Here is a 26,225-nt window from a genome sequence, read left to right on the forward strand (position 1 = left end):
GCGCGAGATCGAGCGTCGCGCGGTCGCCGTTGGCGATGGTTTCGATCGTGACGAACGCGCCGCTCAGGTGCAGGTGATCCGCGAGGCGGCTGACAGTGATGACGTCGTCGCGGGACAGATGCGCGACCGACACGAGCAGCGAGTACTGGATGCCGGAGGAATGCCCATGTTTTCATCGCCCGATCGGGCCACCGTCCGCGCGCTGCTCGAAGGCTATCTGCGCGCCAAGGACCTGAACCGCCCCGAACTCATCGCGGCCTGCTTCGCCGCCGACGCCGAACTGAGCTTCTCGCTCGCCAGCAACGACATCGATTTTCCGGCGCGCGTCGACGGCGCGCCGGCGATCGCGAAAACGCTCGTCGGCGATTTCGGCGCGCGTTTCGAGCGGTGCCGCACCTATTACGTGTGCGTCGAACCGCACGTGAATGGCGACGGCGCGTGCGAGATGCCGTGGCTCGTCGTGATGCGGCAGAAGGACAGCGGCGCGCTGCGGATCGGCAACGGCACGTATCGCTGGCAGTTCGCGCGCGAACACGACGGCGCGGAGCGGATCGCGCGGCTGCACATTCACATCGTGCGGATGGATACGATCGACGATCCGCGCGCCGACAGGCTCGATGCGCTGCACGGTGCGCTCGGCTATCCGTGGCTGCCGCCGCACGCGCTGGCGCGCGGGCTGGGCGAAGTCGCCGCCGCCCATCTGGGCTGGACCTTCGTGCAGCCGTTCCTGCAACCCGCAATGCACGCGGGCGCCTGACGCACGCCGCCGCTCAGCGCAGCGCGTCGAGCGCCTGTCGGACCCCGTCCCAATCCAGCCCGAACCGCGCGAGATACTTGCGCAGCCGGTCCGCGTCGTTCGGCTGCTTCTTGCTCTGCCGCGACACCGCGAACAGCGTGCGCCCGGCCTCTGACAGGCTCGCCGCCACACGACATACGGCGAGCACACGCTCGAGCTGCACGCGGTCGAACAGGTCGAGTTCCGCCGCGCGCGCGCCGAACACCGCGTCGACGAGATCGTCGGCGCTATCCGTCGCCGACCACGTTTGCGTCAACCGTTCGACCTCCTGATCGGCGATGGCCTCGGTGATACGCCCCGCATCGGCGAGCGTCGCCATCCGCGTGACCGACGCCGACAGCTCGCGGAAGTTGCCGGCCCACGCCGCTCGCGGCGACGCCGCGAATGCGAGATAGCGCCGCTTCGCCTCGACGTTGAAGCGCACCTGCTCGCCCTGCTCGCGGCCGAAGCGGTCGAGCTCGAAATCGAGGTTCGGCTCGATGTCCTCGCGGCGCGCCGCGAGGCCCGGCAATTCATAGGTCCACAGGTTGATCCGCGCGTACAGGTCTTCGCGGAACGTGCCGGCCGCCACCATCTGCCGCAGGTCGCGGTGCGTGCCCGCGATCAGCTCGAAATCGCTCGCCGTCTCGACGTCCGCGCCGACCGGCAGGAAGCGCTTCTCCTCGATCGCCTTCAGCAGCATCGCCTGCTCGTCGAGCCCCAGTTCGCCGATCTCGTCGAGAAACAGCAGGCCGCCGTCCGCCGCGCGCAGCAGCCCCGCGCGCGCATTCTGCGCGCCGGTGAACGCGCCTTTCACGTGGCCGAACAGCGTGGACATCGCCGCGTCGCCGCGCAGCGTCGCGCAGTTGATCTCGATGAACGGCCCGGCGAGCCGATGCCGGCCGCGCTTCAGCTCGTACACCCGCTTCGCGAGGAACGACTTGCCCGCGCCGGTCGGCCCGACCAGCAGCATCGGCGCGCGCGAGCGCACGGCCACGCGTTCGAGCTGCTCGATCAGCGCGTTGAAGCGCGCATTCCGGGTCGCGATGCCGGCCTTCAGGAACGACACCGTCTCGTCGCGTTCGCGCGTGAAGCGCTGCGCGATCCGGTTGTAGCGCGACAGGTCGAGATCGATCACCGACACCGTGCCGGGCCCGCTCGGCCCCTCGTCGGTCCGCTCCGGCGGCCCGGTCTGCACGAGCCGCGCGGGCAGGTAGCGCGCCTCGGCGAGCAGGAACCAGCAGATCTGCGCGACGTGCGTGCCGGTCGTGATGTGGATCAGGTAATCCTCGCGATCGAGATCGAACGGATACGCGCGCGCATAGTCGTGCAGCGTCGCGTAGACCTCCTCGAAATCCCACGGGTCGTGGATCGTGATGGGCGTGAGCCGCACGTCGGTGTGCGGCGACACGCGCGCGAGATCGTCCTTCAAGCGGTTCGCGAGGCGTGCGTGGCTCGGCGGATGCAGCAGTTCGAGCCGGTCGATCGGCTGATCCGGCTGCTGGCACAGCGAGACCGTCGGCCGCCACTTTTGCCAGCGGCGGTGTGCGCGGCCGCCCTGGTCGAGCACGGTGCCGAGAAAACCGATTACGACGGTCTTGCGCATGTTTATCCAGATTTATAAATGACGATCGGATCGTATCAGATTTTCCTGATCCCGCGATCGACGGCGAACCGGCCCGATCCTGCCCACCAAAAAAATTTCCCTTTTCAATTCAATACGTTGCCAAGCACATTCGATCGACATCCGCCCTGCTGGCACGCTCCTCGCTATATAAAAAGCGCCGGATGTCCCGCTGGCCCGCGAGCCGGGGTTCACAAGCCCTGCTGGTGCGCCGCCGCCGAACCTTGACCGGTTCGTCGCGGTCGCGCATGCCGCCATGGACGGACGAAGGCAAACGGGCGCGCTGGATGCGTGAGCCTGGGTTCGAATCCCGGGGCGCCCACCTGTTCGGTAGCTCATTCGGGTAGAGCAGTCGGTGAAAACCGATGTGTAGCGGGTTCAAATCCCGCTCGAACGCTGTCCGCGAGGACAGTCTCGTAGATGAAAAGCAGTACCCGCCGGCGCGGGCCGCAAGGCCCGCCGCGCGTCGGACCGGTCGCGGTTCCGCGCGAACGGCCGGGCGGCCCGACGGCCCGCGCGAACGCGCACGACGACGCCATGCAGCACGCGTCGCCGCGCGCACCAGTGCGGCGCCCGAAGCCCCGCCCGCCCGTTCGCGCCGCACCCCGATCCGTGCGATGCGCGTCCGCCGGCGGACCAAGAAGAAAAGGACAAGAATATGTGGAAGCGTCATGTTGTGAAAAAGAACGAACGCGCGCTGCTGATGAGCGAGGGCGATTTCGTGAAGGTGCTCGAACCGGGTGTGTTCAAGGCTTTCGATCCGTTCAATCGTCTGACGGTGCAGACCGCGCATCTCGACGCGCCGCTCGCCGACGAGGCGCTCGCCGATTACCTGCGCCACGATGCGCAGGACGTGCTCGCGCGCTATTTCATCGCGATGGATCTCGCGGACGACGAGGCAGGCCTGCGCTACGAGAACGACGTGCTCGTCGAGATCCTGCCGCCGGGCACGCGCCGGCTTTACTGGCGCGGCCAGCTCGAGCATCGTCTCGAACGCGTCGATCTTGCGCAGGGCGGCACGCTGCCGGCCGAGCTGGCGAAGCGCCTGACGCAGCCGGCGCTGCGCGCACGCGGCGTCGCGGGGCTTGCGGGCGTGCTGCTGGCCCAGGTGCCGGCCTACCATGTCGGCATGCTGAAGATCGACGGCAAGATCGAGCGCCTGCTGGACGCCGGCCTGTCCGCGTTCTGGCGCTTCAACCGCGACGTGGCCGTCGAGCTCGTCGACCTGCGCCAGCAGGCGCTCGAGGTCGGCGGGAAGGAAAGCCAGGCGCTCGCCGACTACCTGCGCCACGACGCGCAGGACGTGCTGGCGCGCGACTTCGTCGCGATGGATCTGGCCGACGACGAGACGGGCCTGCGCTACGAGGACGACGTGCTCGTCGAGATCGTGCCGCCGGGCACGCGCCGGCTGTACTGGCGCGGCCTGATCGAGCACCGCCTCGAGCGGATCGATCTCGCGCAGGGCGGCACGCTGCCGGCCGAACTGGCGAAGCGCCTGACGCAGCCGGCGCTGCGCGCGCGCGGCGTCGCGGGGCTCGAAGGCGTGCTGCTGGCCCAGGTGCCGGCCTACCATGTCGGCGTGCTGAAGATCGACGGCAAGATCGAGCGCTTGCTGGATGCCGGCCTGTCCGCATTCTGGCGCTTCAATCGCGACGTGACGGTCGAGCTCGTCGACCTGCGACTGCAGGCGCTCGAGGTCGGCGGGCAGGAAATCCTGACGCGCGACAAGGTCGCGCTGCGGCTGAACCTGTCGGCGACCTGGCGCTACGCGGACGTGCTGCGCGCATACGGGCAGTTGCAGAAGCCGGTCGAGCACCTGTATCGCGAGCTGCAGTTCGCGCTGCGCGCCGCCGTCGGCACGCGCACGCTGGACGAGCTGCTCGAGGACAAGCAGGCGATCGACGAGGTCGTGATGGCGCAGGTGCTCCCGCGGCTCGCCGATTCGGGGGTCGATGTGCGCAGCGTCGGCGTGAAGGATATCGTGCTGCCGGGCGACATGAAGACGATCCTCGCGCAGGTGGTCGAGGCCGAGAAGGCCGCGCAGGCGAACGTGATCCGCCGCCGCGAGGAAACCGCGGCGACCCGTTCGCTGCTGAACACCGCGAAGGTGATGGAAGAGAACCCGACCGCGCTGCGGCTCAAGGAGCTGGAAACGCTCGAGCGGATCGCGGAACGGATCGACCGCATCTCGGTGTTCGGCGGTCTCGACCAGGTGCTGAACGGGCTGGTCAACATCAAGGCCGCGCAATGAACGCGGCGGCGCGGCGCACGAGCGCCGCGCGATAGATAACGAATGCAGGTGAAGGCAATGAATGAACTGGATTATCAAGTGATGGAACTGGCGCACGGCAAGCCGGTGAAGATGTGGACCCAAGGCGTCGCCGTCGAGGAAGATGCGCGCGCGCAACTGCGCAACACCGCGCAGATGCCGTTCATCTTCAAGCACGTCGCCGTGATGCCGGACGTGCACCTCGGCAAGGGCTCGACGATCGGCAGCGTGATTCCGACGAAAGGCGCGATCATTCCGGCCGCGGTGGGCGTCGACATCGGCTGCGGGATGATGGCCGCGCGCACGACGCTCGCCGCGTCGGACCTGCCGGATTCGCTGGCCGGGCTGCGCAGCGCGATCGAACGCGCGGTGCCGCACGGCCGCGCGCCGGGCCGGCGCGATCCCGGCGCATGGGGCAACCGTGCGCCGCAGCAGGTCGACGAGATGTGGAAGGTGCTGGCGCCGGGGTTCCGCCGGATCGTCGACAAGTATCCGAAGCTGGAGAAGACCAACCACTACGTGCATCTCGGCACGCTCGGCACCGGCAACCACTTCATCGAAGTGTGCGTCGACGAGAACGACAGCGTGTGGTTCATGCTGCACAGCGGCTCGCGCGGCGTCGGCAACGCGATCGGCAGCCTGTTCATCGAACTCGCGCAGGCCGACATGCGGCAGCACATCGCGAACCTGCCGGATCGCAACCTCGCGTATTTCACCGAGGGCAGCCGGCACTTCGACGACTACGTCGAAGCGGTGGGCTGGGCGCAGGACTACGCGCGACGCAACCGCCAGGTGATGATGGACGCGGTGATCGAGGCGGCGCGCAGCGTGATCGGCAAGCCGTTCGGCATCGACGAGCACGCGGTGAACTGCCACCACAACTACGTGCAGCGGGAGCGCCACTTCGGCGAGGACGTGCTCGTGACCCGCAAGGGTGCGGTGTCCGCGCAGAAGGGGCAGCTCGGGATCATTCCGGGCTCGATGGGCGCGAAGAGCTTCATCGTGCGCGGGCTCGGCAATCCGGAGAGCTTCTGTTCGTGCAGCCACGGCGCGGGGCGCTCGATGAGCCGTACCGAGGCGAAACGCCGCTTCACGGTCGAGGACCAGGTGAAGGCGACGCAGGGCGTCGAATGCCGGAAGGACGCGGGCGTGGTCGACGAGATCCCGATGGCCTACAAGGACATCGACGCGGTGATGGCCGCGCAGCGCAGCCTCGTCGAGGTCGTGCATACGCTGCGGCAGGTGGTGTGCGTGAAGGGATAGCGCGGGGCGCGGCCGAAGGCCGGGCGGCCGCGCGCAATACGAGAGAACAAGATGAAACGAGAAGAAGACATGAAAACCGTGCGCAGCGCACATCCGGTCGACCCGGCCGTGCGCGAGCGCGTGCTCGCGGAACTCGACGATGTCGAACGACGCAACGACGTGAAGGTGCTGTTCGCGTGCGAATCGGGCAGCCGCGGCTGGGGGTTTGCATCGCCGGACAGCGACTACGACGTGCGCTTCGTCTACGTGCACCGACGCGACTGGTATCTGCGCGTCGAGCCGCAACGCGACGTGATCGAGCGGCCGCTCGACGACGAGCTCGATGTGAGCGGCTGGGAACTGTGCAAGGCGCTGCAACTGCTGCATCGCTCGAACCCGACGCTGCTCGAATGGCTCGATTCGCCGGTCGTGTATCGCGAGGACGCGCTGCTGGCGTTGCGGCTCAGAGCGCTCGCCAACGCGTTCTTTTCACCGATGCGCGGGCGGCATCATTACCTGTCGATGGCGAAGAAGAACTTTCGCGGGTATCTGCAAGGCGAGACGGTACGCTACAAGAAGTACCTGTATGTGCTGCGGCCGCTGCTCGCGGTGCGCTGGATCGACATGGGGCTCGGGATGCCGCCGATGCGGTTCGCGGATCTCGTGGCGGGCACCGTGCACGAACCGGCGGTGCTCGCGGAGCTCGATGCATTGCTCGAGCTGAAGATGCGGGCGGGCGAAGGGGAGTATGGGCCGCGGCGGCCCGCTATCCACACGCTCGTCGAGTCGATGCTCGCCGATGCCGAGCATGATCGCGAATACAAGCGGCCGTGGGGGGATGTCGCCATGCTCGATGCGTTCATGCTGGATGCGCTCGAAGGCCGGTGATGCGTGAGCGGCGCGATGCTTCAGGGCATCGCGCCGCTTTTTTGGTTCATCGCGGATTTCCGTCGAGGTCGCTTACCGACCCGTTGCTGCCGGTCGAGCGGTTGCACCAACGAGGTGCAGGCGTCAGCGCACAACGGTCACTTGTTCCGAAGATCCGAAAGCTTGTCCTCCTTTAGCGGATCGGTTGCAGCAACCGAGAGTCCGGCGTACCACGTGACCGACCTGCCTCTAGCCCCGCATCCAGCACGACTTGAGACCCCAATGGCAGGCAATGGTCAGAGATCTCCGCGCACTTCACCGGTTCCCAGCGCGCTCCGCTGCCGGTTGGCTTCCGCCCAAAGCGCATCGCTGTCGTCATTGCGCAGCATCGATGTCGAAACATATCAATTTCCCGTCACTCACCTTGACGGCTGCCCTTGCGATAGTCGGAAGGACTGCTGCCGGTCCAATGCTTGAATGCGCGGCAAAAGCCGGTGGCATCGGAAAAGCCGAGATCAAATGCCAGCACCGCCACGCTCGTATTTGAGTTTGTCAGCCGATGAACTGCAATATCCCGTCGCAGCCCGTCTTTCACCAGCTGGAAATGCGTGCCCTCCTCTGCAAACCGACGGTTGAGCGTGCGTACGGAGGTGTGCAATGCTTCTGCAAGATCCTGTATCGTCACCGCCCGCGCGATGTTCTGTTCAAGATATTCCCGCGTCTTGGCCACAATGGAGCCGTGATGAAATGCACTGAACGTCCAGTCTCCCGGAGCACGTTTCAGGAATGCCCATAGCTCGTGCTTCTCGCGTTTGAACGGTTCCGCGCAGTCCTGGTACAAGAAATAAATACTCGTCACCCGTGTATCGAAATGCACTGCGCCAGGGAACAGGAACGCGTAGTCGTCCACATGCCTCGGCCTCGCGAAACTGAACTCGACACGGTGCAGGATGATCTCCCTGCCGAGCAACCATGAGGCTATGCCATGAACCAGCTTCATCATCAACTCATGTCCGAGTGGCGTGACCTGCGTGCAGGACATCCTTTCCACCAGAGCTAATCGCACCAGATTGTTCTTCGTAGAAATCAGCAGCCGGTAGTCATCGAGCAGCAGATTCCAGAAGCGCACAAATCGATTGAACGCGACCAGCACGGTAGGCGCGTCCAGCAAGCTGAGCATGAGGTACTTTAACGTGCCGCCCCGGATTGGCCTGGACCAAAGTCCCAGCATCTCGTCATCGAGTCTCGCCGCAACCGCCCGGTACAACGCGACATATTGCTCGCGTGTCATTCGTGCATCAGGCTGATCGAGCAGGGACCGGGGGATGGCGGCGCTTGCGAGTGCCTTCGCCGCCACGTCTTCTCCGTGACGGGTGCGAATGACGCGCAGCATCCCGTGCAAGAAGTGAGCGGAAAGCGTGAGCGGGCTTTGGCGGGACAGGTTCATGGTCCGCGCATTATGGCGCACTTCGCATATCGATTGGCGCGATGCGCCAATTTTTTGCTTCCAGTCTACCTATACTGCACGCGAGTTCCGGAATTCCTCAAGCCCCCTGTAATTGCCAGATGGCGCATTGTGCCAATAACTGGCTGCATTTCTTCGTCTATCGAAATAGGAGTTTTGGTTTGAATTCGAGACGCATTGTCGTGACCGGAATGGGTATCGTGTCGCCGTTGGGATGTGAGATTGAATCCGTATGGAGCCGTCTCTTGAAGGGTCATTCAGGCTTGGCCGGTTTGCCTGACGACATCACGGAAGGCATCGCAACAAAGGTCGGGGGCGTCGTGCCCATGTTGACGTCCGGCTGCCCGTGGGGATTCGATCCGGGCCTCGCAGTTGAACCCAAGGACCAGAAGAAGATGGACCGCTTCAGTCTGTTTGCGCTGAGCGCGGCGCAAGAGGCATTGAAGGACGCCGGATGGCAACCTGAGACTGAAGGCGCTCGTCAAAGGACGGCAACCATTGTGGCATCTGGCGTAGGCGGGTTCGGGGCGATCGTGGAAGCGGTCAGGATCACGGATAACCGCGGGCCGAGGCGCCTGTCTCCTTTCACCGTTCCCAGTTTCCTGGCCAATATGGCAGCTGGCCACATCTCCATCCGCCACGGCTTCAGTGGTCCCCTCGGCGCGCCGGTGACGGCCTGTGCCGCGAGCGCACAGGCCATCGGCGACGCTGCGCGCCTCATTCGTGCCGGTGAAGCCGATATTGCGGTGTGTGGCGGAGCCGAGGCCTGCATCGATCGCGTCAGCCTGGGGTCATTCGCCGCTGCGAGAACCATGTCCACGGGCTTTAATGACCGTCCAACGCAGGCATCCCGCCCGTTCGATGCTGGACGAGATGGCTTTGTCATGGGAGAAGGTGCCGGCATGCTCGTTATCGAAGACCTTGAGCACGCATTGCGGCGCGGCGCCACTCCGATTGCAGAAGTGCTCGGTTATGGCACCAGCGCCGACGCACACCATATGACGTCGCCGCCCGAAGACGGCGCCGGCGGAAAGCGAGCGATGGAACTGGCAATCCGGCAGGCGAATCTCGAACCCGGGCTGATCGGGCATTTGAACGCCCATGCGACGTCCACGCCGGTCGGCGACATCAGTGAACTGGCTGCCATCAAGGCGATATTCGGGACGGGTCGAGGTCCGGCCGTATCAGCCACCAAGTCCTCGACGGGACACTTGCTCGGGGCGGCGGGCGGTGTGGAGGCGATTTTCACCGTGCTTGCTCTGCGCGATCAGCTTGCGCCGCCCACGCTGAACTTGACAGAGCCCGATTCGGCCGCGGAAGGCATCGACATTGTCAGCGGTACGGCCCGCAAGATATCGACGGAATATGCGATCTCCAATGGCTTTGGTTTTGGGGGCGTCAATGCCAGCTTGGTATTCGGCCGACTTTGATCGTGGCTGCGAGCTAAAGGAAGAGCTCGATCGCAGGCCATGGCGCCATTGGCCGATTCAGAATAGGTATATCGCCTGACCGTACACGCTCGCCGATGAAATCTGATGCCACTTGGTCTCATTTCCAATCAAGGGCAATGCGAAGTAAGTTGATGATTTTTCCGGAGGCCAATGTCTGCGCGAGCCTGCTATGTTGGAAGACTCGGCTGCGAGGAGAAGAGATCAGCCTGGCGCAAGGGAGTCCTCTTATCCTTGACGATGCTCGAACGGCGTGGTGGGTAAACGTTGGCTATCTCCGATCACGTTGCGAGCGTTACCGTCGGGAGATGGTCCGTTGTCTGGGCGAGAGCCGACGCCCGAATGCCCGTCTGAGAGTTCGATCGGGCGGCCGTTCATGGCCGATCGCCGATGCTCTCCCCCCCACGTTCGCCGGTAATCCACAACGAACTTTTTTGGTCGCAGTACGTCTCCCGTGCACCTCGGCGGCCTGTTCACCTCGGCGCCACAACGCTCGCCGAAGGCCGCAGTTCGACCGACACCAATACGGGCATCCCCTCGTACACCTGACACGCAACGCGCGCTGACGTTACATTGCGGATCGCCAGTCCAATGGCAAACTGCCCGCTTCACCGACCGCGCAAACAACAACATCGAGAGAAATCGCTACATGCACCACCCGGCATCCGACCAATCGCCGCCAAGATCGGCATCTTTCCGCCTCAACCGCTGGCGCACCATCCTGTCCCGCGCCATCGCGGCCACGTGCGCCCTCACCGGCCTGCATGCGGCCGCGGCGGCCTCCGCAACGCCGCAACCCGCCGACACCGTCGAACTTCCGTTCTGGATCCGCGAGTGGTCCGGCACGGTCGGCACGAAGCGCGTCGAGGTGGCGTTGACGCGCACCGGCGACGCCGTGTCCGGCACGTACTGCTATCTGCCGTGCACGCTCGACAAGCGCAATCGCCTGACGCTCGAAGGCAAATTCGACGCGCGGCGCGCCCAGCTGGCCGAGCGCGACATCGGCGCACGTTCGAATCCCGATCGCGCCACCGGCAGCTGGGACATGAGCGCGCTCGATGAAACAGCTGCCGGCACCTGGCACTCTCCCGACGGCAAGCGAATGCTTCCTGTCGCGCTATCTCAAACGCGTACCGGCAAGCCGTTTCCATACGAGATCCGGCTCGTCGCGCACGGCGTGCCCAGCGACGGCCGCTGTAGCGATTCCGCAAGCGTCTCGGCCATCCGCCTGTACGACAAGGGCCGGCTCGTGCAAACGCTGGCGACTGCTTCCGTCGGCCCATGCGGCCTGTTCACGCCGGAGATCGTCGACGCGAATTTCGATGGCTGGCCCGACCTGATGCTTGCGCAGTCGTTGGGCGCCAGCCCGAACATTCCGTACCAGACCTGGCTCTTCGATCCGAAGACGCGGCGCTTCGTCGACGCGCCGCCGAAGCTGCAGGACATCACGTCGCCGGGCTACGACCCGGTGCACCGGATCATCTGGACGAGCTGGCGGGCGAGCTGCTGCGACCACGGCGTCACGACCTACCGGTGGCAAGGCAACGACGTGACGGAGATCGACACGCAAAGCAGCCATATCCTGCCCGTTCTCGACGGCGATACGCGCCGCTACTGCTACGTCATTCCCGAGTACGGCGACGGCTACATCGACTATCCGCAACGCATCGAACAGACCGCCACCGGGTTGAAGTCGACGATCCGCGATCTCAAGGGATGCGACATCGGCGAACCATCCTTTCTGGCGCGCACGCATGTCGATATCTGGAAGCCCGGTGCGGCGGGCCATGCACCCACGATCGTGCGCACCGAGGCAGTCAAGTGGAAGCGCACACAGACCGCTGGCGGGCCGCGCTTCTGTCCCGAAGTGCCCTTCTACGACCGTGGGCGGATTCGCCGGATCGTGCTGCGTGACGACCAGGAACAATGCAGCGAGACGGACCCGGGGCGACCATGACCGGTGGGCGCGCCCGACGCCCGCTCACTACTCCCCGACGATCGAAATCGCGAACCCGTCCCACCCTTTCAGCCCGACGGTCTGCACGGCCGTCGTCGTGAGGCGCGGTTGCGCCGCGGTGAACCTGAACCCTTCGCGCACGCCGGCGACGTCCGGATCGTGGTTGTCCGGATCCGCCACGCGCCCCTGCCGCACGACGTTGTCGACGACGATCACCGTGCCCGGGCGCGACAGCTTCAGCGCCGCGTCCAGATACACCGCGTTGTTTTCCTTGTCCGCGTCGATGAAGATGAAGTCGAACGGCTCCGCGCCCGCTTCGACGAGCTGCGCGAGACTGTCCTTCGCGCTGCCGACGACGACCGACACGACCTCCGCGAACCCGGCGCGCGCGATGTTCTGCGTCGCGACCTTCGCGTGCTCGGGGTTCAGCTCCAGCGTCACGAGCCTTCCGCCCGGCGGCAGCGCACGCGCGAGCCAGATCGTGCTGTAGCCGCCAAGCGTGCCGACTTCGAGAATCCGCCGCGCGCCGCGAATCGTCGCGAGCAGCTGCAGCAGCTTGCCCTGGTTCGGCGCGACGTTGATCGCCGGCAGCCCGGCCGCGTCGCTTGCGGCCAGCGCGGCATCGAGCGCGTCGTCCGACGGCACGAGCGTCGCGGAGAAATACGCGTCCATCTGCGTCCACAGATCCTGATTCATCGCGCACCTTCCTTTCGTCTGAGGAAAAAGGCATTCTATGCCGCGCGCGCCGACACGCAACGAATATGCAACGAACCAATCGTTCTAAGGTCCGCACCCGGCCGCTCCTATAATCGGCCGGACCTCGAACCATCACAACAACAGACGGAGCACACCATGACCGAACGGGCCTCTTCCTGGCGCCTCGAAACCATCGCCGTGCACGGCGGCTATCGCCCGGACCCGACCACGCGCGCGGCCGCGGTGCCGATCTACCAGACCGTCGCCTACGCGTTCGACGACACGCAGCACGGCGCCGACCTGTTCGACCTGAAGGTGCAGGGCAACATCTACACGCGGATCATGAACCCGACGACGGACGTGCTCGAGCAGCGCATCGCCGCGCTCGAGGGCGGCGTCGGCGCGCTGGCGCTCGCGTCGGGCCAGTCGGCCGTCACCAACGCGATCCTGACGATCGCCGAAGCCGGCGACAACATCGTGTCGGCGAGCACGCTGTACGGCGGCACCTACAACCTGCTCGCGCACACGCTGCCGCAATACGGGATCACGACGCGCTTCGCCGATCCGCGCGAGCCGGCGTCGTTCGCGCCGCTGATCGACGCGCGCACGAAGGCGATCTTCGCGGAATCGGTCGGCAATCCGCTCGGCAACGTAACCGACATCGCGGCGCTCGCCGACATCGCGCATCGGCACGGCATCCCGCTGATCGTCGACAACACCGTGCCGTCGCCATACCTGCTGCGACCGTTCGAGCACGGCGCGGACATCGTCGTGCATTCGCTGACGAAGTATCTCGGCGGGCACGGCACGAGCCTCGGCGGCGCGATCGTCGATTCCGGCAAGTTCCCGTGGGCCGAGCATGCGGATCGCTTCAAGCGGCTCAACGAACCGGACGTCAGCTATCACGGCGTCGTCTACACCGAAGCATTCGGCCCGGCCGCGTATATCGGCCGCGCGCGCGTGGTGCCGCTGCGCAACATGGGCGCGGCGATCTCGCCGTTCAACGCGTTCCAGATCCTGCAGGGCATCGAGACGCTCGCGCTGCGCGTCGAGCGCATCAGCGACAACGCGCTGAAGATCGCGCAGCACCTCGCGCGTCACGAGCAGGTCGAGTGGGTGAATTACGCGGGGCTGCCCGATCATCCGGATCATGCGCTGGTCGCGCGCTACCTGTCCGGCCGCGCGCCGGGGATCCTGACCTTCGGCGTGCGCGGCGGCCGCGCGGCCGGCGCGAAGTTCCAGGATGCGCTGAAGCTGTTCACGCGGCTCGTCAACATCGGCGACACGAAATCGCTCGCGACGCATCCGGCGTCGACCACGCATCGGCAGCTGTCGCCGGCGGAACTCGCGAAGGCGGGCGTGAAGGAAGAAACCGTGCGGCTGTCGATCGGGATCGAGCATATCGACGACCTGATCGCGGATCTCGGCCAGGCGCTCGCGCAGCTTTGACGACGCAGGCGTGCGCCGGCGGCGGGCAGCGCGCCGCCGCTCGCGCGCGGCTTATGCCCGCGCGTTGCGCGCCCGCCGGCGATTCGCCAGCCACGCGAGCAACTGCCGCCCGTCCTGCTCGCCGAACCAGCGCGCATGCCCGATCAGGTAGCCGTCGTACGCGACATCGACCGTCTCCGGCGAGCCGACGATGCCGTCGAAATACGCGACCTCCGACAACGCGAACTCGGTGTGCACGATCGGCAGCAGCGCCACCAATGCCGCGTACGCGTCATCGCTGAGCGGCGTGATCGATTCGTAACCGTCGAGCAGCGCATCGATCTGCGCGTACTCGATCCGGCGCGCATCCGCCGGCGCCATCCAGTCGATTGCATTGCGCTCGATCGCGACCGCGATGTCGTACACCGCGCAGGTGCGGTCCGACAGCCCGAAATCGAGCACCGTGCGCACCTGCGCGCCGGGCTCGCCATGGCTCCACAGCAGATTCGACGCATGCCAGTCGCCATGCGTCCACAGCGGCGGCAGCGCGGGCAGCAGCGGTGCGAAGCGCGCGTGGTACGGGCCGATCGCGGCCGCGATGTCGTCGCGCCAGTTGCGCGCGGCCAGCGCGCGCGCCAGCAGCGGCTGCGCGTCGACCCAGCGTTCGAGCGCGCCGGGCAGATCGTCCGACGACAGCACCCTGAAGCTCGACAGCAGCAGCCGCACCGGCCGCGCCGGCGCGTCGAATCCGGCCGCCGCGCGATGCAGCCGCGCGAGCGCGCCGCCGGCCTCGTATGCATGCGACACATGCATGAACGGCTTCCACGACATCACGCCGCGATACGCGTCGACGCCCGGCGCGACCGCATGCACTTCGTAGGTCCAGTCGCCGAGCGTCACGGCCGTCGCGCCGTCGCGGTCCGCCAGGATGTCGGGCACCGGAATGCCGTGCCCGCGCAGGTGCGCGATGAACCGATGCTCTTCCTCGAGGCCCGCGACGTCGCGGATCCGCACGTGGTGGCGTTTCACGAACAGCGCGCGGCCGCTGGAGGTATGCACCAGCACCGCCGCCGAAAACGGCCGCGGGCTGTGCCACGCGAGCCGCGCCGGCGCGCCGGCGCCGTCGATCCGCGCGAGGATCGCGGCGGCCTCGTCGCGCGTGATCAGCGGCCAGTCGCGTTCGGCCTGCTCGCCGTCGACGCCGAACTGCGGCGGCGCGACCGCGTCGGCCGCGGCATGGGCCGCCAGCGCGGTCGGCTCGGTCGGATTGGACATCGGCGACATTCCTCCGGAAACGAATCAGAGCCCGCGTTCGCGCGGCGCGAGCACCGCGGCGCCCGCCGCCGCCCGAACCGCCGCGGCCGCGTTGCGCCAGTCGCGCCAGCCGACGACGGCAAGCCCGATGAACAGCGCATACAGCCCCGCGGTGAGGTACAGCTCCTTGACGATGAACATCCCGACGTAGACCACGTTGACGACGATCCAAAGGCCCCACGACGCGATGTAGCGGCGCGCGGTCCAGTACTGCGCGACGAGGCTGAACGCCGTCAGCGACGCGTCGACGAACGGCAGCGCGGCATCGGTCCAGCGCGCCATGATGCCGCCGAGCAGCGCGCTGCCCACCACCGCCGCGAGCAGGTCCGGCAACACCTTCGTCGCGGTGACGCCGCTGACCGGCACCACCGCGCCGTGCGCTGCGTGATCGCCGGCCACCGCGCCGTCGCGCTGCGCGAGCCAGCGCCGCCAGCCATACACCTGCAGCACCGCGAATGCGCCCTGCAGCAGCATGTCCGAATACAGCTTCGCGTCGAAGAAGATCCAGCCGTACAGCGCGACCGACGCGAGCCCCACGGGCCAGCACAGCATGCGCCGCTTCGCGGTCAGCCAGATCGCGAGCGCGCTGACGATCACGCCGGCGATTTCAAGGGTGGACATCGTTCGTACTCTCCAGTGTAGTCGGCGCGGCACTCAGAAATCGACCGTCAACGACATGCGCGCGGTGCGCGGCGCGCCGGCGAACAGGTACGCGTCGCCCTGCTGCTCGCCCGCGTCGCGCCAGTAGAACTTGTTGAACAGGTTGTCGACCGACACGCGCAGCACGGTGCGGTGCCCGTCGATCTTCGTCGCATAGCGCGCGCCGAGGTTGAACACGAACCACGACGGCACCCGCGCGGAGCCCTCCTCGTTCGCGTTGCGGCTCGCGCTGTAGTCGACGCCGCCGAGCACGTCGAGCCCCGCGACGCCCGGCACGGCATAGTCCGCATACAGCGACGCGCGCAGTGCCGGCACGTTGATGACCTGATGCCCCTCGTAGGCCGGCGAGCCCGAATCGTACGCCCGCGCGCGAATCGCCGCGACGGACGCGGTCAGCGACAGCCGCCGCGTGAGCTGCCCCGCCGCGCCGAGCTCGATCCCCTGGTGCCGCTGCGTGCCGCGCTGCACGAACGTGTAGCTGCTGTTCGACGCGTCGGGCTGCGCGAACTGGAACGGCTTGCTGATCGAGAACACGGCGGCCGTGAGGCTCAAGCGATCGAGCCAGTCGTACTTCGCGCCGACTTCGACCTGATGCGATTCGACCGGCGGCAGGAACGCGTACGCGTTGCTCGCGCGCACCGGCGCCTGATCACCGAGCGACAGCGCCTTGCTGTACGACGCATAGAGCGACAGCGCGCTCACCGGCTTGTAGACCAGCGCAACCTGCGGCAGGAACACGGAGCGGTCGGTGCGGGTCTGCGGGCCGTCGAGGCTGCTCCAGCTCCGCTGCCGCAGCAGCACTTCCTTGCCGCCCGCGAGCACTTGCCAGTGATCGCCGATGCTGACCCGGTCGACGCCGAACACCGCGTACTGCCACGCGTCGAGCCGCGGATACGACGGCCCCGCGACGTTCGAGGACGGCGCGAACGTGGTGTCCGGGCCGTAGATGTTCTCGCTGCCGACATAGTCGTACACGGCGTCGGCCATGTGCACCACGCGCCGCTGCACGCTCGTGCCGACGGTCAGCTCGTGGCGCAGCGGCCCGGTCGCGAACTTGCCGGTCGCCACCGCGCGCACGTCGTCGTTGCGGCGGTATTCGCCCGGGCTGCGGAAATCGTACACGTCGTAATCGCCGTTCGCGCCGAAGAAGAACGGCGACGTGTTGCCGGCCGCGCAGCTCGCCGCGTACGAACACCCGTACGCGAACGCGCTGTTGTCGTCGATCATCGTGCGGCTGCGGCCCGCGGCGACATAGGCTTTCCAGTCGTCGTTGAACTGGTAGTCGAAGCGCGCGTTGAGATTCAGCGCATCGGTCGTCAGCGGTTTCGCCCACGGCTGCGTGCCGAGCGCCTTCGACGTCGTCTTGACCGACGGCACGACGGTGCCGCCGAGCAACTGGTAGCCGGGCGCGGAACGCTGGATCCACTGCTGGAACTCGGCATTGAGCTGCAGGCTCGCGCGCGGGCTGATGTCCCAGTCCGCGGCGATCGACCCGAACGTGCGGCGGCCGTTTGCCCCGTCGACGTACGAGTGCATGTTCTCCTTCGCCGCGTTGATCCGGATGCCGAACTGGTTGTCGACGCCGAAGCGCCGGCCGAGATCCACCGCGGCCGACGTCGAGCCGCGGCTGTCGACGCCCGTGGTCACGCTCGCGACGTTCGCTGAGCGCTTGGTCACGAAGTTGATCACGCCGCCCGGCGCGACGACGCCGCTGTCGATGCCCGCCAGCCCCTTCAGGATCTCGACGCGCTCCTTGTTCTCGAGCGGCACGTTCTGCTCGCCCGACACGGTCAGGCCGTCGATCCGGATCGCGCTGGCGAGGTCGACCGGGAAGCCGCGGATCGCAAACCCTTCGAAATAGCCGACCGGCGCGTATGCGTTGTTGACCGACGCATCGTTCTTCACCACGTCGCTGAGCCGCTTCGTCTGCTGGTCGTCCATCTGCGCGCGGGTCACGACGCTGACCGACGCGGGCGTGTCGTGCAGCGGCGCGTCGTCGTACCCGGCAACCGAGGCCGTGCGCGCGCGCAGCGCAGTGCCGCGCGCACCGCTCACCGTGATGGCCGGCAGCGTGGCGGCGCCGGCCGGCGCGTCCGCATTCGAGGCCGCGCCCGGCACGTCGCCGGTGGCCGCGCCCGCCTGCACGGCGAAAAGCGTCATGCCGAGCCCCATGCCGACGCACGCGCGCCGCCGCCGTGCGGGCGACGCAGTTGTTCTGTTCACTTTCATCTTTCCGGATCTGAAACTCGCCGCTCAATCTGTCGAAGCCGCCTGCCGATGCGCGCCGGCCGGCGACGAGGCCATGGGCCTGCCGATCGGTCCGGAATACGCATCAGGGGAAGTCGGATCGGTGCCGCGCCGGGCGGCACGCGGGCGCGCGTCGCCGGTTCGTCGCATGCGCGACGGGCATCCGCCGGCATGTCGCGCGGCGGGCGGCGGCAGCGCCGTGGCCCGATCGCGACGCCCGGGCGCGCAACGCGTTGCGGCGCGCATTTTACCCCGTGCGGGGGTGGCGGCCGGGGAATCGGGCCGGAGCGGGAAAAGGAGGGGGAACGGCGGGAGGGGTTGGCGGAGTCGATTGCGTGGCGCGGTGGCCGGGCGGCGCGACCGCCGGTTCCGGGCGCGCGTGGCGCCCCGGGGACGGTGGCGCGCTCAGAAACCCTGCATCGTCGACGTCGGCTCGGCGACCAGATGCACGACGCCGTAGATCACCGCCCCGACGAGCACGGCGAGAATGATGGCCACGAACGGCAGCATCGTGAAGTTGACGTTCGCGAGATCCTTCGCGTGCGCCTTGCTGTTGCGCACGCCGAAGAAACTCCACAGGACCAGGCGGATCATGCCGAGCAGTTTCATGGTTTTGCTCCTTTCTACGTATCGGTTGACGTGATGGTCGATCCGATCGGCACGTGAAAAAAGAAGCAGTTGCGAACGCTTTTCGGGCAGCACATCGCGTGCCGCCCGTCGACGCCTGAATCCGCGGGTTCGGGCGCGTTCGGCCACGCCGCGCGGCACCGCGGCATGGTGCCGCAGGCGGGTCAGAGATCGAGCACCAGCGGCTCTTCGGCGCCGGCAGCCGGGTGTGCGACGCAGAGCAATGCACAGCCCGGCTCGACAGGGGCATCCGGCGCGTGCACGTAATCGACCTGCCCGGACAGCACGCGCGTCGCGCACGTGCCGCATGCGCCCGAGCGGCATTCGAACGGTGCCGCGATGCCGTGCGTTTCTGCCAGCTCGAGCAACGTACCGCTGCCGGGCGCCCATGCGGCTTCGCGCCCCGCACGGCGAAACGCGACCTGTTTGACGTCGCCGGTCGCCACACCGGCCGCGCGGGCCGGCCGGCGCGTCACGCTCGACGGCCCGAACGCCTCGAAGCGGATGCGTTCGTCCGCCACGTTGAGCGCGCGCAAGCCTTCATACAAATCGCGCATGAATGTGGACGGCCCGCACAGGTAGAAGTCGTAGTCGTCGAACGGCAGGATGCGCTTCAGTTGCGCGACATCGAGTCGGCCCGGCTGCGCGATCCCGCTCTGATCGTCACCCGGCCGGCTGTCGAACCAGTGCAGCGACAAGCGCGCATCGGCGGCGGCCCGGCGCATCAGTTCCGCCGCGAACGGCCGGTCGGCCGCCGTGCGCGCGCCATGCACGAAATACACGCGCCGCGCCGGGTGGTCGCCGGCCAGCGCCTGGCCGAGCATCGCGATCATCGGCGTGATGCCGATGCCGGCCGAGATCAGCACGGCCGGGCGCGGGCTCGCCGCGTCGAACGTGAACAGGCCGCGCGGCGCTTGCGCGTCGACGGTCGCGCCGATCCGCGCATGGTGTTGCAGCCATGCCGACACCACGCCCTCGCGCTTGACGGTGATCCGGTAGCGGCGGCCATCGGGCGCGGCGGACAGCGTGTAGCTGCGCATCGCCGGCGTATCGCGCCCCGGAATCGCGACGCGGATCGGCATGTGCTGTCCGGCTTCGTACGACGGCAATGCGCCGCCGTCTGCCGCTTCGAAGTGGAACGAGCGGATCGCGTGCGCTTCGTCGACGATGCCGGTGACGCGCAGCGGCCGCCATGCCTGTCCTGCTACGGTCGATGCCGGCACAGGCGACGAAGCCGCATCCCCCGCACCGCCCTGCCCCACGCGCGCCGCGAACTGCGGCGCCCATTCGACCGGCGACCAGCGCAACGGCAGCGCCGCCGGGCTGCGCCGCACTTCCTGCACGCGATACCGCACGACCCGCTGCGCGCCGTCGAACGACGCGACGAGCGGCCCGTCCCAGACGATCTCGGCCAGCGCGGCGACATACACCAGATCGCCGCGCTCGAAATCGATGAACAGCAGCCCCGCGCGCGGATCGTGATGCAGGTTGCCGAGCGTATTGAACAGGCGGTTGCCGCTGAAGTCCGGCGTGGTCAGCGTCGCATCGTCGACGCGCACGAAGCCCGGCATCCCGCCGCGATGCGACACGTCCACGCCGCGCGCCGCGCCCGCATCCGCCGACGTGTTCGCGCTCGCGACGAAGAACGTATCCGCGCGCGACATCAGCGCACGTTCGGCGTCGCTCAGGCGGGCCGACCGTTCGATCGCATGCGGCGCGCCAGCCGCGCGCGGCGCGACCGTCGGCACGCGCCCCTGGATGTACTTCGCGCAGTTGCCGAAACTCTGCTCGACGGCGATCGTCAGCGCATTGCCGTCGACGGCCTGCACGACGCCGTTGACGCGATTGCGCCGCCGCGTGTCGAACTCGATGCCGAGCCCGCCGAGCGGCGCGCCGGGCCGCCACGTATCGGCGAGCGGATCGCCGGGCGGCGTGTCGCCCGCGATCCGCAGCGTGCGCGCGTCGGGCGAGCGCACGAAGCCCGGCGCGCCGACGCGCAGCGTCGCCCACGGCTGGCCGCTCGCATCCACGCCGCCGAGCACGAACAGCGGCAATTGCGCGAAGAACGTGCGGTGCTGGTCGGGCATGAAGCGCCGGATGCCGCGCTGGCCGACGGCGGCCGCCGCATCGGCGACGCCCGCCTGCCGCTGCACGGCGAGCTCGCCCGCATGAAACGGCGAAACGTCCAGCTCCCAGCCCGGTATCACGGCAGTCGGCGCGGTCATCGCTTGCACTCCTGAGGAAATTGACCCGGCGCGCTACGCGGCCAGCAAGCCGGCGCGAGTCGCGGGCATCGCGACGAAGCCGGGCAGCGCCTCCACGCGCGCCAGCCATGCGCGCAGGTGCGGATACGGGTCGAGCGACACGCCGCCTTCCGGCGCATGCGCGATGTACGAATACGCGGCGACGTCGCCAATGGTCGGGCGCGTGCCGGCCACGAACGGCTTGTGCGCCAGCTCGGCGTCGATCGCGTCGAACAGCCTGAGCGCGGTGCGCTTCGCCGCATCGTGATCGAGCGGCGCGCCGAATACGGTGACGAGCCGCGCCGCGGCCGGGCCCGATGCGATCGGCCCCGCCGCGAGCGACAGCCAGCGCTGCACGGCCGCCGCGCCGGCCGGATCGTCGGGCAGCCAGTGCGCGTCGCCGTAGCGCTTCGCGAGATAGACGAGGATCGCGTTCGAATCGCACAGCACGGTGCCGCCGTCGTCGATCACCGGCACCTGCCCGAACGGATTCAGCGCGAGGAACGCCGGCTGGCGCTGCTCGCCGCCGCGCAGGTCGACGTCGATGGTTTCGAACGGCACGTCGAGCAGCGACAGGAACAGGCGCACGCGATGCGCGTGGCCGGACAGCGGAAACGACCACACGCGGATCGGCGCGGACGGCTTGTCGGCAGCAGGCATTGAAACACTCCAGAAACGGGCGCCGCCGGGAATCGGCGACGCACGGCCCAGCGTAACGCGCGCCGTGCGTCGCCAGAAGACGGATAATCGTGGAAACATCTTCCTCTTTGACAGGACAATCGACGATGGCGGATCTGCGCGACGTGAACCTGAACCGGCTCGCGGTTTTCGTGGCGGTGGTCGAAGCGGGCTCGCTGACGGCCGCGGCGGAACGGCTCGGCCTCGCGAAGACGGTGGTCAGCACGCACATGCAGCGGCTCGAATCGGAAGTCGGCGCGAACCTGCTGGTGCGCACCACGCGGCGGCTGGCCGTGACCGACGCGGGGCGCGCGTTCTACGACGCGTGCCGCGACATCGTGCGCGCGGCGGAAAGCGCGCTCGACGCGGTGTCGTCGGAAACGGGGCCGCTGCGCGGCACGCTGCGCGTGAGCGCGCCGATCGACTACGGCGCGCAAGTGGTCGCGCCGGCGATCGTCGCATTGCGCGACGCGCATCCGGCGCTCGACGTCGAGCTCATCGCGAACGACCGGCTCGTCGACCTCGTCGCGGACAACATCGACGTTGCGATCCGCATCGGCCGGCTCGCGGATTCGAACTACCGCGCGGTGCGGCTGGGCGACTACGAGAAATGGCCGGTCGCGAGCCCGGCGTTCGTCGCGCGCTGGGGGCTGCCGCGCGACCCGGCGGCGCTGGCCGCGCTGCCGTTCGTGATGCTGTCGACGCTGCCGCGCCCGCAGACGCTCGAGCTGGAGAATGCGCGCGGCGGCAAGGCGTCGGTGCGCTGCACCGCGCACGTCGTGTCGAACACCGCGACCGCGTGCCGCGCGATCGCGCTGGCGGGCGGCGGCTTCGGGCTGCTGACCGATTTCTCGATCGCGGACGACGTCGCCGCGGGCCGGCTCGTGCGCCTGCTGCCCGCGTGGCGCTCGCCGCCGGCGGGGATTCACGCGGTGTTCCCGTCGACGCGGCTGCCGTCACCGAAGGTGCACGCGTTGATCGATGCGATGCGGGAGAAGATCGGCGAAGCGCCGGCGCGGGGGGCGCGGGCATCGAAAACGAAGCGCGCGGCCGGCTGAATCGCGCCGTGCGCGGCCGACATTCGATCGGCGCGCAGCAGCACGCGCATGCGAATGAATTTTCGGTTTGCTTGCGCTGAAACGAAGCATCGCGATATCGAGCGTCGCGTCGTTTTCCTCACATCAATCGAGGCGCCCGCCTCCCAGGCCGCGCACCGGCATCCACTTGCGCTTACCCGGCCGACCGCTTCCCCGCCCCTTCACGCCCCACCCCCACCATGCGCAAAGCTCATGCGCACCATGAGAACTAATCGATTGTTGGCGGCCCGGATCGACGACGACAATCGGCTCCATGCCCCTCCGTTGCGCGTGGGGCGCTTCCCACTCCTAACCGGCACGTCACGACCCATGAACCATCCGGAACCGCTTGTCCGCGTCGCCGAGGCCCGCGCGGCCACGGCCGAACCGCCCAAGGCCCGCCACCGCACCTGTGGCGAAGCCCTCGTCGGCCTGCTCGAACGCCACGGCGTCGAATGTGTGTTCGGCATTCCCGGCGTGCATACCGTCGAGCTCTACCGCGGCCTCGCCGCGTCGTCGATCCGCCACGTCACGCCGCGCCACGAACAGGGCGCCGGCTTCATGGCCGACGGCTATGCGCGCGTCACGGGCCGGCCCGGCGTCTGCTTCATCATCACGGGGCCCGGCATGACCAACATCGCGACCGCGATGGCGCAGGCCTACGCGGATTCGATTCCGATGCTGGTGATCTCGAGCGTCAACGCGCGACGCGAGCTCGGCAGCGGCGACGGCCGCCTCCACGAGCTGCCGTCGCAGCGCGACGTCTTCGCGGGGCTCACGGCGTTCTCGCACACGCTGCTCGACGCGGCCGACCTGCCGCAAGTCCTCGCGCGCGCGTTCGCGGTGTTCGAGAGCGCGCGCCCGCGGCCGGTGCACATCGAGATTCCGCTCGACGTGATCGTCATGCCGGCGCACGACATGCAGGCCATCCCGGCCGCACGGCCCGCGAAACCCGCGCCGGACGCGCATGCGCTCGCGACGGCCGCCGAGCTGCTCGCGCACGCGCGCCGGCCGCTGATCCTCGCGGGCGGCGGCGCGGTACACGCGGCGGCCGAGTTGAGCGAACTCGCCGAGCGCCTGCACGCGCCGGTCGCGCTGACGATCAACGCGAAGGGTTTGCTGCCGGCCGGCCATCCGCTGCTGATCGGCTCGACGCAGTCGCTGCCGGCCACGCGCGCGATGATCCGCGACGCCGACGTGGTGCTCGCCGTCGGCACCGAGCTCGGCGAAACGGATTACGACGTCGCGTTCGACGGCGGCTTCGCGATCGACGGCCGCCTGATCCGCATCGACATCGACGCGCAACAGCTGATGCGCAACCTGCGCGCGGACCTCGCGATCGCCGCGGACGCCCGGCTGGCGCTCGGCGCGTTGTCGACACGGCTGCACGAGCTGCCGGCGCCCGCGCCCGAGGCCGGCTGGGGCGCCGCGCGCGTGGCGGCGGTGCGCGCCGCGGTCGCCGCCGGCTACGACGGCCCGGCGCGCGCGCAGGCGCGGCTGATCGACACGATCGTCGCGGCACTCCCCGGCGCGATCGTCGCGGGCGATTCGACGAGCCCCGTCTACGTGGGCAACTTCACGCACGATGCGCCGGCGCCGCGCAGCTGGTTCAATTCGTCGACCGGCTACGGCACGCTCGGCTACGGGCTGCCCGCCGCGATCGGCGCGAAGCTCGCGGCGCCCGCGCGCCCCGTCGTCTGCCTGATCGGCGACGGCGGCCTGCAGTTCACGCTGCCGGAACTCGCGAGCGCGGTCGAGGCGGGCCTGCCGGTGATCGTGATCGTGTGGAACAACCGCGGCTACGGCGAGATCCGCAAATACATGGTGGCGCGCGACATCACGCCGGTCGGCGTCGATCCGTACACGCCGGATTTCCTCGCGCTCGCGCGCGGCTTCGGCTGCGCCGCGCACGCTGCCGCGACGCCCGACGCGCTGGCGCGCGAGCTGCACGACGCAGCGGCGCGCACGATCCCGACCGTGATCGAAATCGACGAAGCCGCATGGTTCGAGCAGGTGCAGCGATGAATCCGGCCGCCGATCTCCGATTCGATCCGCCGCTGCACACGCAACTGTTCATCGACGGCGCGTGGCGCCGCAGTGTCGGCGGCACCACGCTGCCCGTCATCGATCCGTCGAGCGAAACGGTCATCGCCGACGTCGACGCAGGCGGCGAGGTCGATGTCGAACGCGCGGTGCAGGCCGCTTCCCGCGCGTTCCCCGGCTGGAAACGCACGACCGGCGCCGCGCGCGCCGCGCTGCTGCGCGCGATCGCGCGCGGCGTCGACGCGCAGCGCACGCGCCTCGCGACGCTGCAGTCGCTGAACAACGGCAAGCCGTTCGCCGAGGCGCAGCTCGATGTCGGCGACGTGATCGCCACCTTCGACTACTACGCGGGCCTGGCCGAGCAGCTCGACACGGACGGCGAAACCGCCGTCGCGCTGCCGGGCCCCGAGCATCGCGCATGGATCCGCCGCGAGCCGGCCGGCGTCGCGGCGCTGATCGTGCCGTGGAATTTCCCGATGGTGACGACCGCATGGAAGCTCGCGCCCGCGCTCGCGGCCGGCTGCACCGTCGTGCTGAAGCCGTCCGAGGTCACGCCGCTGCCCGAGCTCGCGCTCGCGGCGATCGCGGCCGAAGCGGGCCTGCCGGCGGGCGTGCTGAACGTCGTGACCGGCACCGGCGCCGAAGTCGGCGCGCGGCTGTGCGCGCATCCGCTCGTCGCGAAAGTGTCGTTCACCGGCAGCACCGCCGTCGGCGCCCAGGTGATGAAGACTGCCGCCGACACGATCAAGGGCGTCGGGCTCGAACTCGGCGGCAAGTCGTCGATCCTCGTGCTCGACGACGCGGATCTCGAACTCGCCGTCGACCTGGTGGCCGGCGGCGGCCTGTTCAATGCCGGGCAGATGTGTTCGGCCACGTCGCGCGTGCTCGTCGCCGCCCCGCTCGCCGGCGCGCTGATTGCGCGCGTTGCGCAACGGATCGACGCGACCGTCGTCGGCCCGCCGTTCGCCCCCGGCGTACAGATGGGGCCGCTCACGAACCGCGCGCAGTACGAACGCGTGAAGCGCTACATCGCGCAAGGCAAGGCCGGCGGCGCACGCCTGGTCACGGGCGGCGACACGCCGGACGGCCCCGGCTACTTCATCCGGCCGGCCCTGTTCTCCGACGTGCCGGCCGACAGTGCGCTATGGCGCGAGGAGATCTTCGGCCCGGTGCTGTGCGTGCGCGCATTCGACACCGACGACGATGCGATCGCCGCCGCCAACGACACGGAATACGGGCTCGTCGCGACGGTCGTCACGCGCGACACGGCGCGCGGCAAGCGGGCCGCCGACGCGCTCGAAGCCGGCGTCGTGTGGATCAACACGCCGCAGATCATCTATCCGCAAACCTCATGGGGCGGCTACAAGCGCAGCAGCGTCGGGCGCGAGCTCGGCCCGTTCGGGCTGGCCGCATTCCAGGAAGTGAAGCAGGTGATGATGCCGGCCTGCTGAGGCCGGCCGCCGGGCCACCGGTGCATGAGTTTATGTCATGCCGCGCATGCAGAGATTTCGTTTGTTGCGGAAATTTGACCTCCCTACAGTGCATTCACCCCTCCGCACCGCCGAT

The 26,225-nt window shown here is 68.3% G+C and carries 18 protein-coding genes, 1 tRNA gene and 3 pseudogenes; 11 read left to right on the forward strand and 11 right to left on the reverse strand.

What is annotated here, in order from left to right:
* Positions 1-37 precede the first annotated feature (37 nt).
* Positions 38-157, reverse strand: a pseudogene (locus HWY45_RS37280) (MarR family transcriptional regulator); the annotation flags it as partial.
* Between the two features lie 9 nt (positions 158-166).
* On the opposite strand from HWY45_RS37280, the gene HWY45_RS03000 reads away from it, so the two are divergent.
* On the forward strand, positions 167-757 hold the full coding sequence (locus HWY45_RS03000; protein WP_150998599.1) for a nuclear transport factor 2 family protein: 591 nt from the start codon (positions 167-169) through the stop codon (positions 755-757).
* Between the two features lie 13 nt (positions 758-770).
* On the opposite strand, the gene rtcR is transcribed toward HWY45_RS03000, so the two are convergent.
* A complete protein-coding gene (rtcR, locus tag HWY45_RS03005) occupies positions 771-2,381 on the reverse strand; it encodes an RNA repair transcriptional activator RtcR (protein ID WP_059884464.1) in 1,611 nt (536 codons plus the stop codon).
* 342 nt (positions 2,382-2,723) lie between these two features.
* On the opposite strand from rtcR, the gene HWY45_RS03010 reads away from it, so the two are divergent.
* The 4 genes and pseudogenes from HWY45_RS03010 to HWY45_RS03025 all read left to right on the forward strand — a co-directional run bounded on the left by HWY45_RS03010 (position 2,724) and on the right by HWY45_RS03025 (position 6,798).
* Positions 2,724-2,796: transfer RNA gene (locus HWY45_RS03010), tRNA-OTHER, on the forward strand.
* A gap of 867 nt (positions 2,797-3,663) precedes the next feature.
* Positions 3,664-4,650, forward strand: a pseudogene (locus tag HWY45_RS03015) (slipin family protein); the annotation flags it as partial.
* Positions 4,651-4,707: 57 nt separating this feature from the next.
* Positions 4,708-5,931, forward strand: a complete 1,224-nt coding sequence (locus tag HWY45_RS03020; protein ID WP_059884543.1) for an RtcB family protein — start codon at positions 4,708-4,710, stop codon at positions 5,929-5,931.
* A 51-nt stretch (positions 5,932-5,982) separates the two neighbouring features.
* The gene (locus HWY45_RS03025) at positions 5,983-6,798 is read left to right on the forward strand and encodes a nucleotidyltransferase domain-containing protein (protein WP_059884465.1); all 816 of its coding nucleotides are present in this window, start codon (positions 5,983-5,985) and stop codon (positions 6,796-6,798) included.
* A 275-nt stretch (positions 6,799-7,073) separates the two neighbouring features.
* Here the strand turns inward: HWY45_RS03025 and HWY45_RS36700 are convergent.
* Positions 7,074-7,166 (reverse strand): annotated as a pseudogene (locus HWY45_RS36700) (ATP-dependent protease); the annotation flags it as partial.
* 26 nt (positions 7,167-7,192) lie between these two features.
* Positions 7,193-8,224, reverse strand: a complete 1,032-nt coding sequence (locus HWY45_RS03030) for an AraC family transcriptional regulator (RefSeq protein WP_059884466.1) — start codon at positions 8,222-8,224, stop codon at positions 7,193-7,195.
* A 179-nt stretch (positions 8,225-8,403) separates the two neighbouring features.
* Between HWY45_RS03030 and fabF the strand changes: the two genes are divergently transcribed.
* Both fabF and HWY45_RS03040 read left to right on the forward strand, forming a co-directional pair.
* Entirely contained in the window at positions 8,404-9,672 is a 1,269-nt protein-coding gene (gene fabF / locus HWY45_RS03035; protein WP_059884467.1) for a beta-ketoacyl-ACP synthase II, read from the forward strand.
* A gap of 472 nt (positions 9,673-10,144) precedes the next feature.
* The gene (locus tag HWY45_RS03040; RefSeq protein WP_230946908.1) at positions 10,145-11,647 is read left to right on the forward strand and encodes an XAC2610-related protein; all 1,503 of its coding nucleotides are present in this window, start codon (positions 10,145-10,147) and stop codon (positions 11,645-11,647) included.
* Positions 11,648-11,674: 27 nt separating this feature from the next.
* Here HWY45_RS03040 and HWY45_RS03045 read toward each other — a convergent pair whose 3' ends face one another.
* Entirely contained in the window at positions 11,675-12,343 is a 669-nt protein-coding gene (locus HWY45_RS03045) for an O-methyltransferase (protein ID WP_059884469.1), read from the reverse strand.
* A gap of 156 nt (positions 12,344-12,499) precedes the next feature.
* Here HWY45_RS03045 and HWY45_RS03050 point away from each other — a divergent pair, with 156 nt between their 5' ends.
* Positions 12,500-13,792, forward strand: a complete 1,293-nt coding sequence (locus tag HWY45_RS03050; protein ID WP_059884470.1) for an O-acetylhomoserine aminocarboxypropyltransferase/cysteine synthase family protein — start codon at positions 12,500-12,502, stop codon at positions 13,790-13,792.
* 51 nt (positions 13,793-13,843) lie between these two features.
* Here HWY45_RS03050 and HWY45_RS03055 read toward each other — a convergent pair whose 3' ends face one another.
* The 6 genes from HWY45_RS03055 to HWY45_RS03080 form a co-directional block, all read right to left on the reverse strand.
* Positions 13,844-15,046 carry a phosphotransferase enzyme family protein gene (locus tag HWY45_RS03055; protein WP_059884545.1) on the reverse strand — a complete coding sequence of 401 codons (1,203 nt, stop codon included), beginning with the start codon at positions 15,044-15,046 and terminating at the stop codon, positions 13,844-13,846.
* Between the two features lie 24 nt (positions 15,047-15,070).
* A complete protein-coding gene (gene pnuC / locus HWY45_RS03060) occupies positions 15,071-15,706 on the reverse strand; it encodes a nicotinamide riboside transporter PnuC (RefSeq protein WP_059563350.1) in 636 nt (211 codons plus the stop codon).
* A 33-nt stretch (positions 15,707-15,739) separates the two neighbouring features.
* Positions 15,740-17,974 (reverse strand): TonB-dependent siderophore receptor, encoded by a 2,235-nt coding sequence (locus HWY45_RS03065; RefSeq protein ID WP_059884471.1) that lies wholly within the window; start codon positions 17,972-17,974, stop codon positions 15,740-15,742.
* Between the two features lie 423 nt (positions 17,975-18,397).
* Entirely contained in the window at positions 18,398-18,601 is a 204-nt protein-coding gene (locus HWY45_RS03070; protein ID WP_059563352.1) for a DUF2970 domain-containing protein, read from the reverse strand.
* Positions 18,602-18,783: 182 nt separating this feature from the next.
* On the reverse strand, positions 18,784-20,844 hold the full coding sequence (locus HWY45_RS03075; protein ID WP_059884472.1) for a pyridoxamine 5'-phosphate oxidase family protein: 2,061 nt from the start codon (positions 20,842-20,844) through the stop codon (positions 18,784-18,786).
* A 33-nt stretch (positions 20,845-20,877) separates the two neighbouring features.
* Complete coding sequence (locus HWY45_RS03080; RefSeq protein ID WP_059884473.1) at positions 20,878-21,522, reverse strand: glutathione S-transferase family protein; 645 nt, start codon at positions 21,520-21,522, stop codon at positions 20,878-20,880.
* Between the two features lie 125 nt (positions 21,523-21,647).
* On the opposite strand from HWY45_RS03080, the gene HWY45_RS03085 reads away from it, so the two are divergent.
* The 3 genes from HWY45_RS03085 to HWY45_RS03095 all read left to right on the forward strand — a co-directional run bounded on the left by HWY45_RS03085 (position 21,648) and on the right by HWY45_RS03095 (position 26,110).
* Complete coding sequence (locus HWY45_RS03085; RefSeq protein WP_059884474.1) at positions 21,648-22,598, forward strand: LysR family transcriptional regulator; 951 nt, start codon at positions 21,648-21,650, stop codon at positions 22,596-22,598.
* Between the two features lie 348 nt (positions 22,599-22,946).
* Positions 22,947-24,641, forward strand: a complete 1,695-nt coding sequence (locus tag HWY45_RS03090; RefSeq protein ID WP_081069885.1) for a 5-guanidino-2-oxopentanoate decarboxylase — start codon at positions 22,947-22,949, stop codon at positions 24,639-24,641.
* Positions 24,617-26,110 (forward strand): aldehyde dehydrogenase family protein, encoded by a 1,494-nt coding sequence (locus HWY45_RS03095; RefSeq protein WP_330996086.1) that lies wholly within the window; start codon positions 24,617-24,619, stop codon positions 26,108-26,110. Before HWY45_RS03090 ends, HWY45_RS03095 begins: the two co-directional genes overlap by 25 nt.
* The last annotated feature ends 115 nt before the right edge of the window (positions 26,111-26,225 follow it).

The organism is Burkholderia stagnalis (assembly GCF_902830275.1).
GTDB lineage: Bacteria > Pseudomonadota > Gammaproteobacteria > Burkholderiales > Burkholderiaceae > Burkholderia > Burkholderia stagnalis.

Bases quoted from the DNA above. Each gene is read 5' to 3' on its own strand.
- HWY45_RS03080 (WP_059884473.1), bottom strand. From the start codon at position 21,522: ATGCCTGCTGCCGACAAGCCGTCCGCGCCGATCCGCGTGTGGTCGTTT.
- HWY45_RS03050 (WP_059884470.1), top strand. From the start codon at position 12,500: ATGACCGAACGGGCCTCTTCCTGGCGCCTCGAAACCATCGCCGTGCAC.
- rtcR (WP_059884464.1), bottom strand. From the start codon at position 2,381: ATGCGCAAGACCGTCGTAATCGGTTTTCTCGGCACCGTGCTCGACCAG.
- HWY45_RS03045 (WP_059884469.1), bottom strand. From the start codon at position 12,343: ATGAATCAGGATCTGTGGACGCAGATGGACGCGTATTTCTCCGCGACG.
- HWY45_RS03075 (WP_059884472.1), bottom strand. From the start codon at position 20,844: ATGACCGCGCCGACTGCCGTGATACCGGGCTGGGAGCTGGACGTTTCG.
- HWY45_RS03070 (WP_059563352.1), bottom strand. From the start codon at position 18,601: ATGAAACTGCTCGGCATGATCCGCCTGGTCCTGTGGAGTTTCTTCGGC.
- HWY45_RS03055 (WP_059884545.1), bottom strand. From the start codon at position 15,046: ATGTCCAATCCGACCGAGCCGACCGCGCTGGCGGCCCATGCCGCGGCC.
- HWY45_RS03095 (WP_330996086.1), top strand. From the start codon at position 24,617: ATGGTTCGAGCAGGTGCAGCGATGAATCCGGCCGCCGATCTCCGATTC.
- HWY45_RS03025 (WP_059884465.1), top strand. From the start codon at position 5,983: ATGAAACGAGAAGAAGACATGAAAACCGTGCGCAGCGCACATCCGGTC.
- HWY45_RS03030 (WP_059884466.1), bottom strand. From the start codon at position 8,224: ATGAACCTGTCCCGCCAAAGCCCGCTCACGCTTTCCGCTCACTTCTTG.
- HWY45_RS03090 (WP_081069885.1), top strand. From the start codon at position 22,947: ATGAACCATCCGGAACCGCTTGTCCGCGTCGCCGAGGCCCGCGCGGCC.
- HWY45_RS03085 (WP_059884474.1), top strand. From the start codon at position 21,648: ATGGCGGATCTGCGCGACGTGAACCTGAACCGGCTCGCGGTTTTCGTG.
- HWY45_RS03000 (WP_150998599.1), top strand. From the start codon at position 167: ATGTTTTCATCGCCCGATCGGGCCACCGTCCGCGCGCTGCTCGAAGGC.
- pnuC (WP_059563350.1), bottom strand. From the start codon at position 15,706: ATGTCCACCCTTGAAATCGCCGGCGTGATCGTCAGCGCGCTCGCGATC.
- HWY45_RS03065 (WP_059884471.1), bottom strand. From the start codon at position 17,974: ATGAAAGTGAACAGAACAACTGCGTCGCCCGCACGGCGGCGGCGCGCG.
- HWY45_RS03020 (WP_059884543.1), top strand. From the start codon at position 4,708: ATGAATGAACTGGATTATCAAGTGATGGAACTGGCGCACGGCAAGCCG.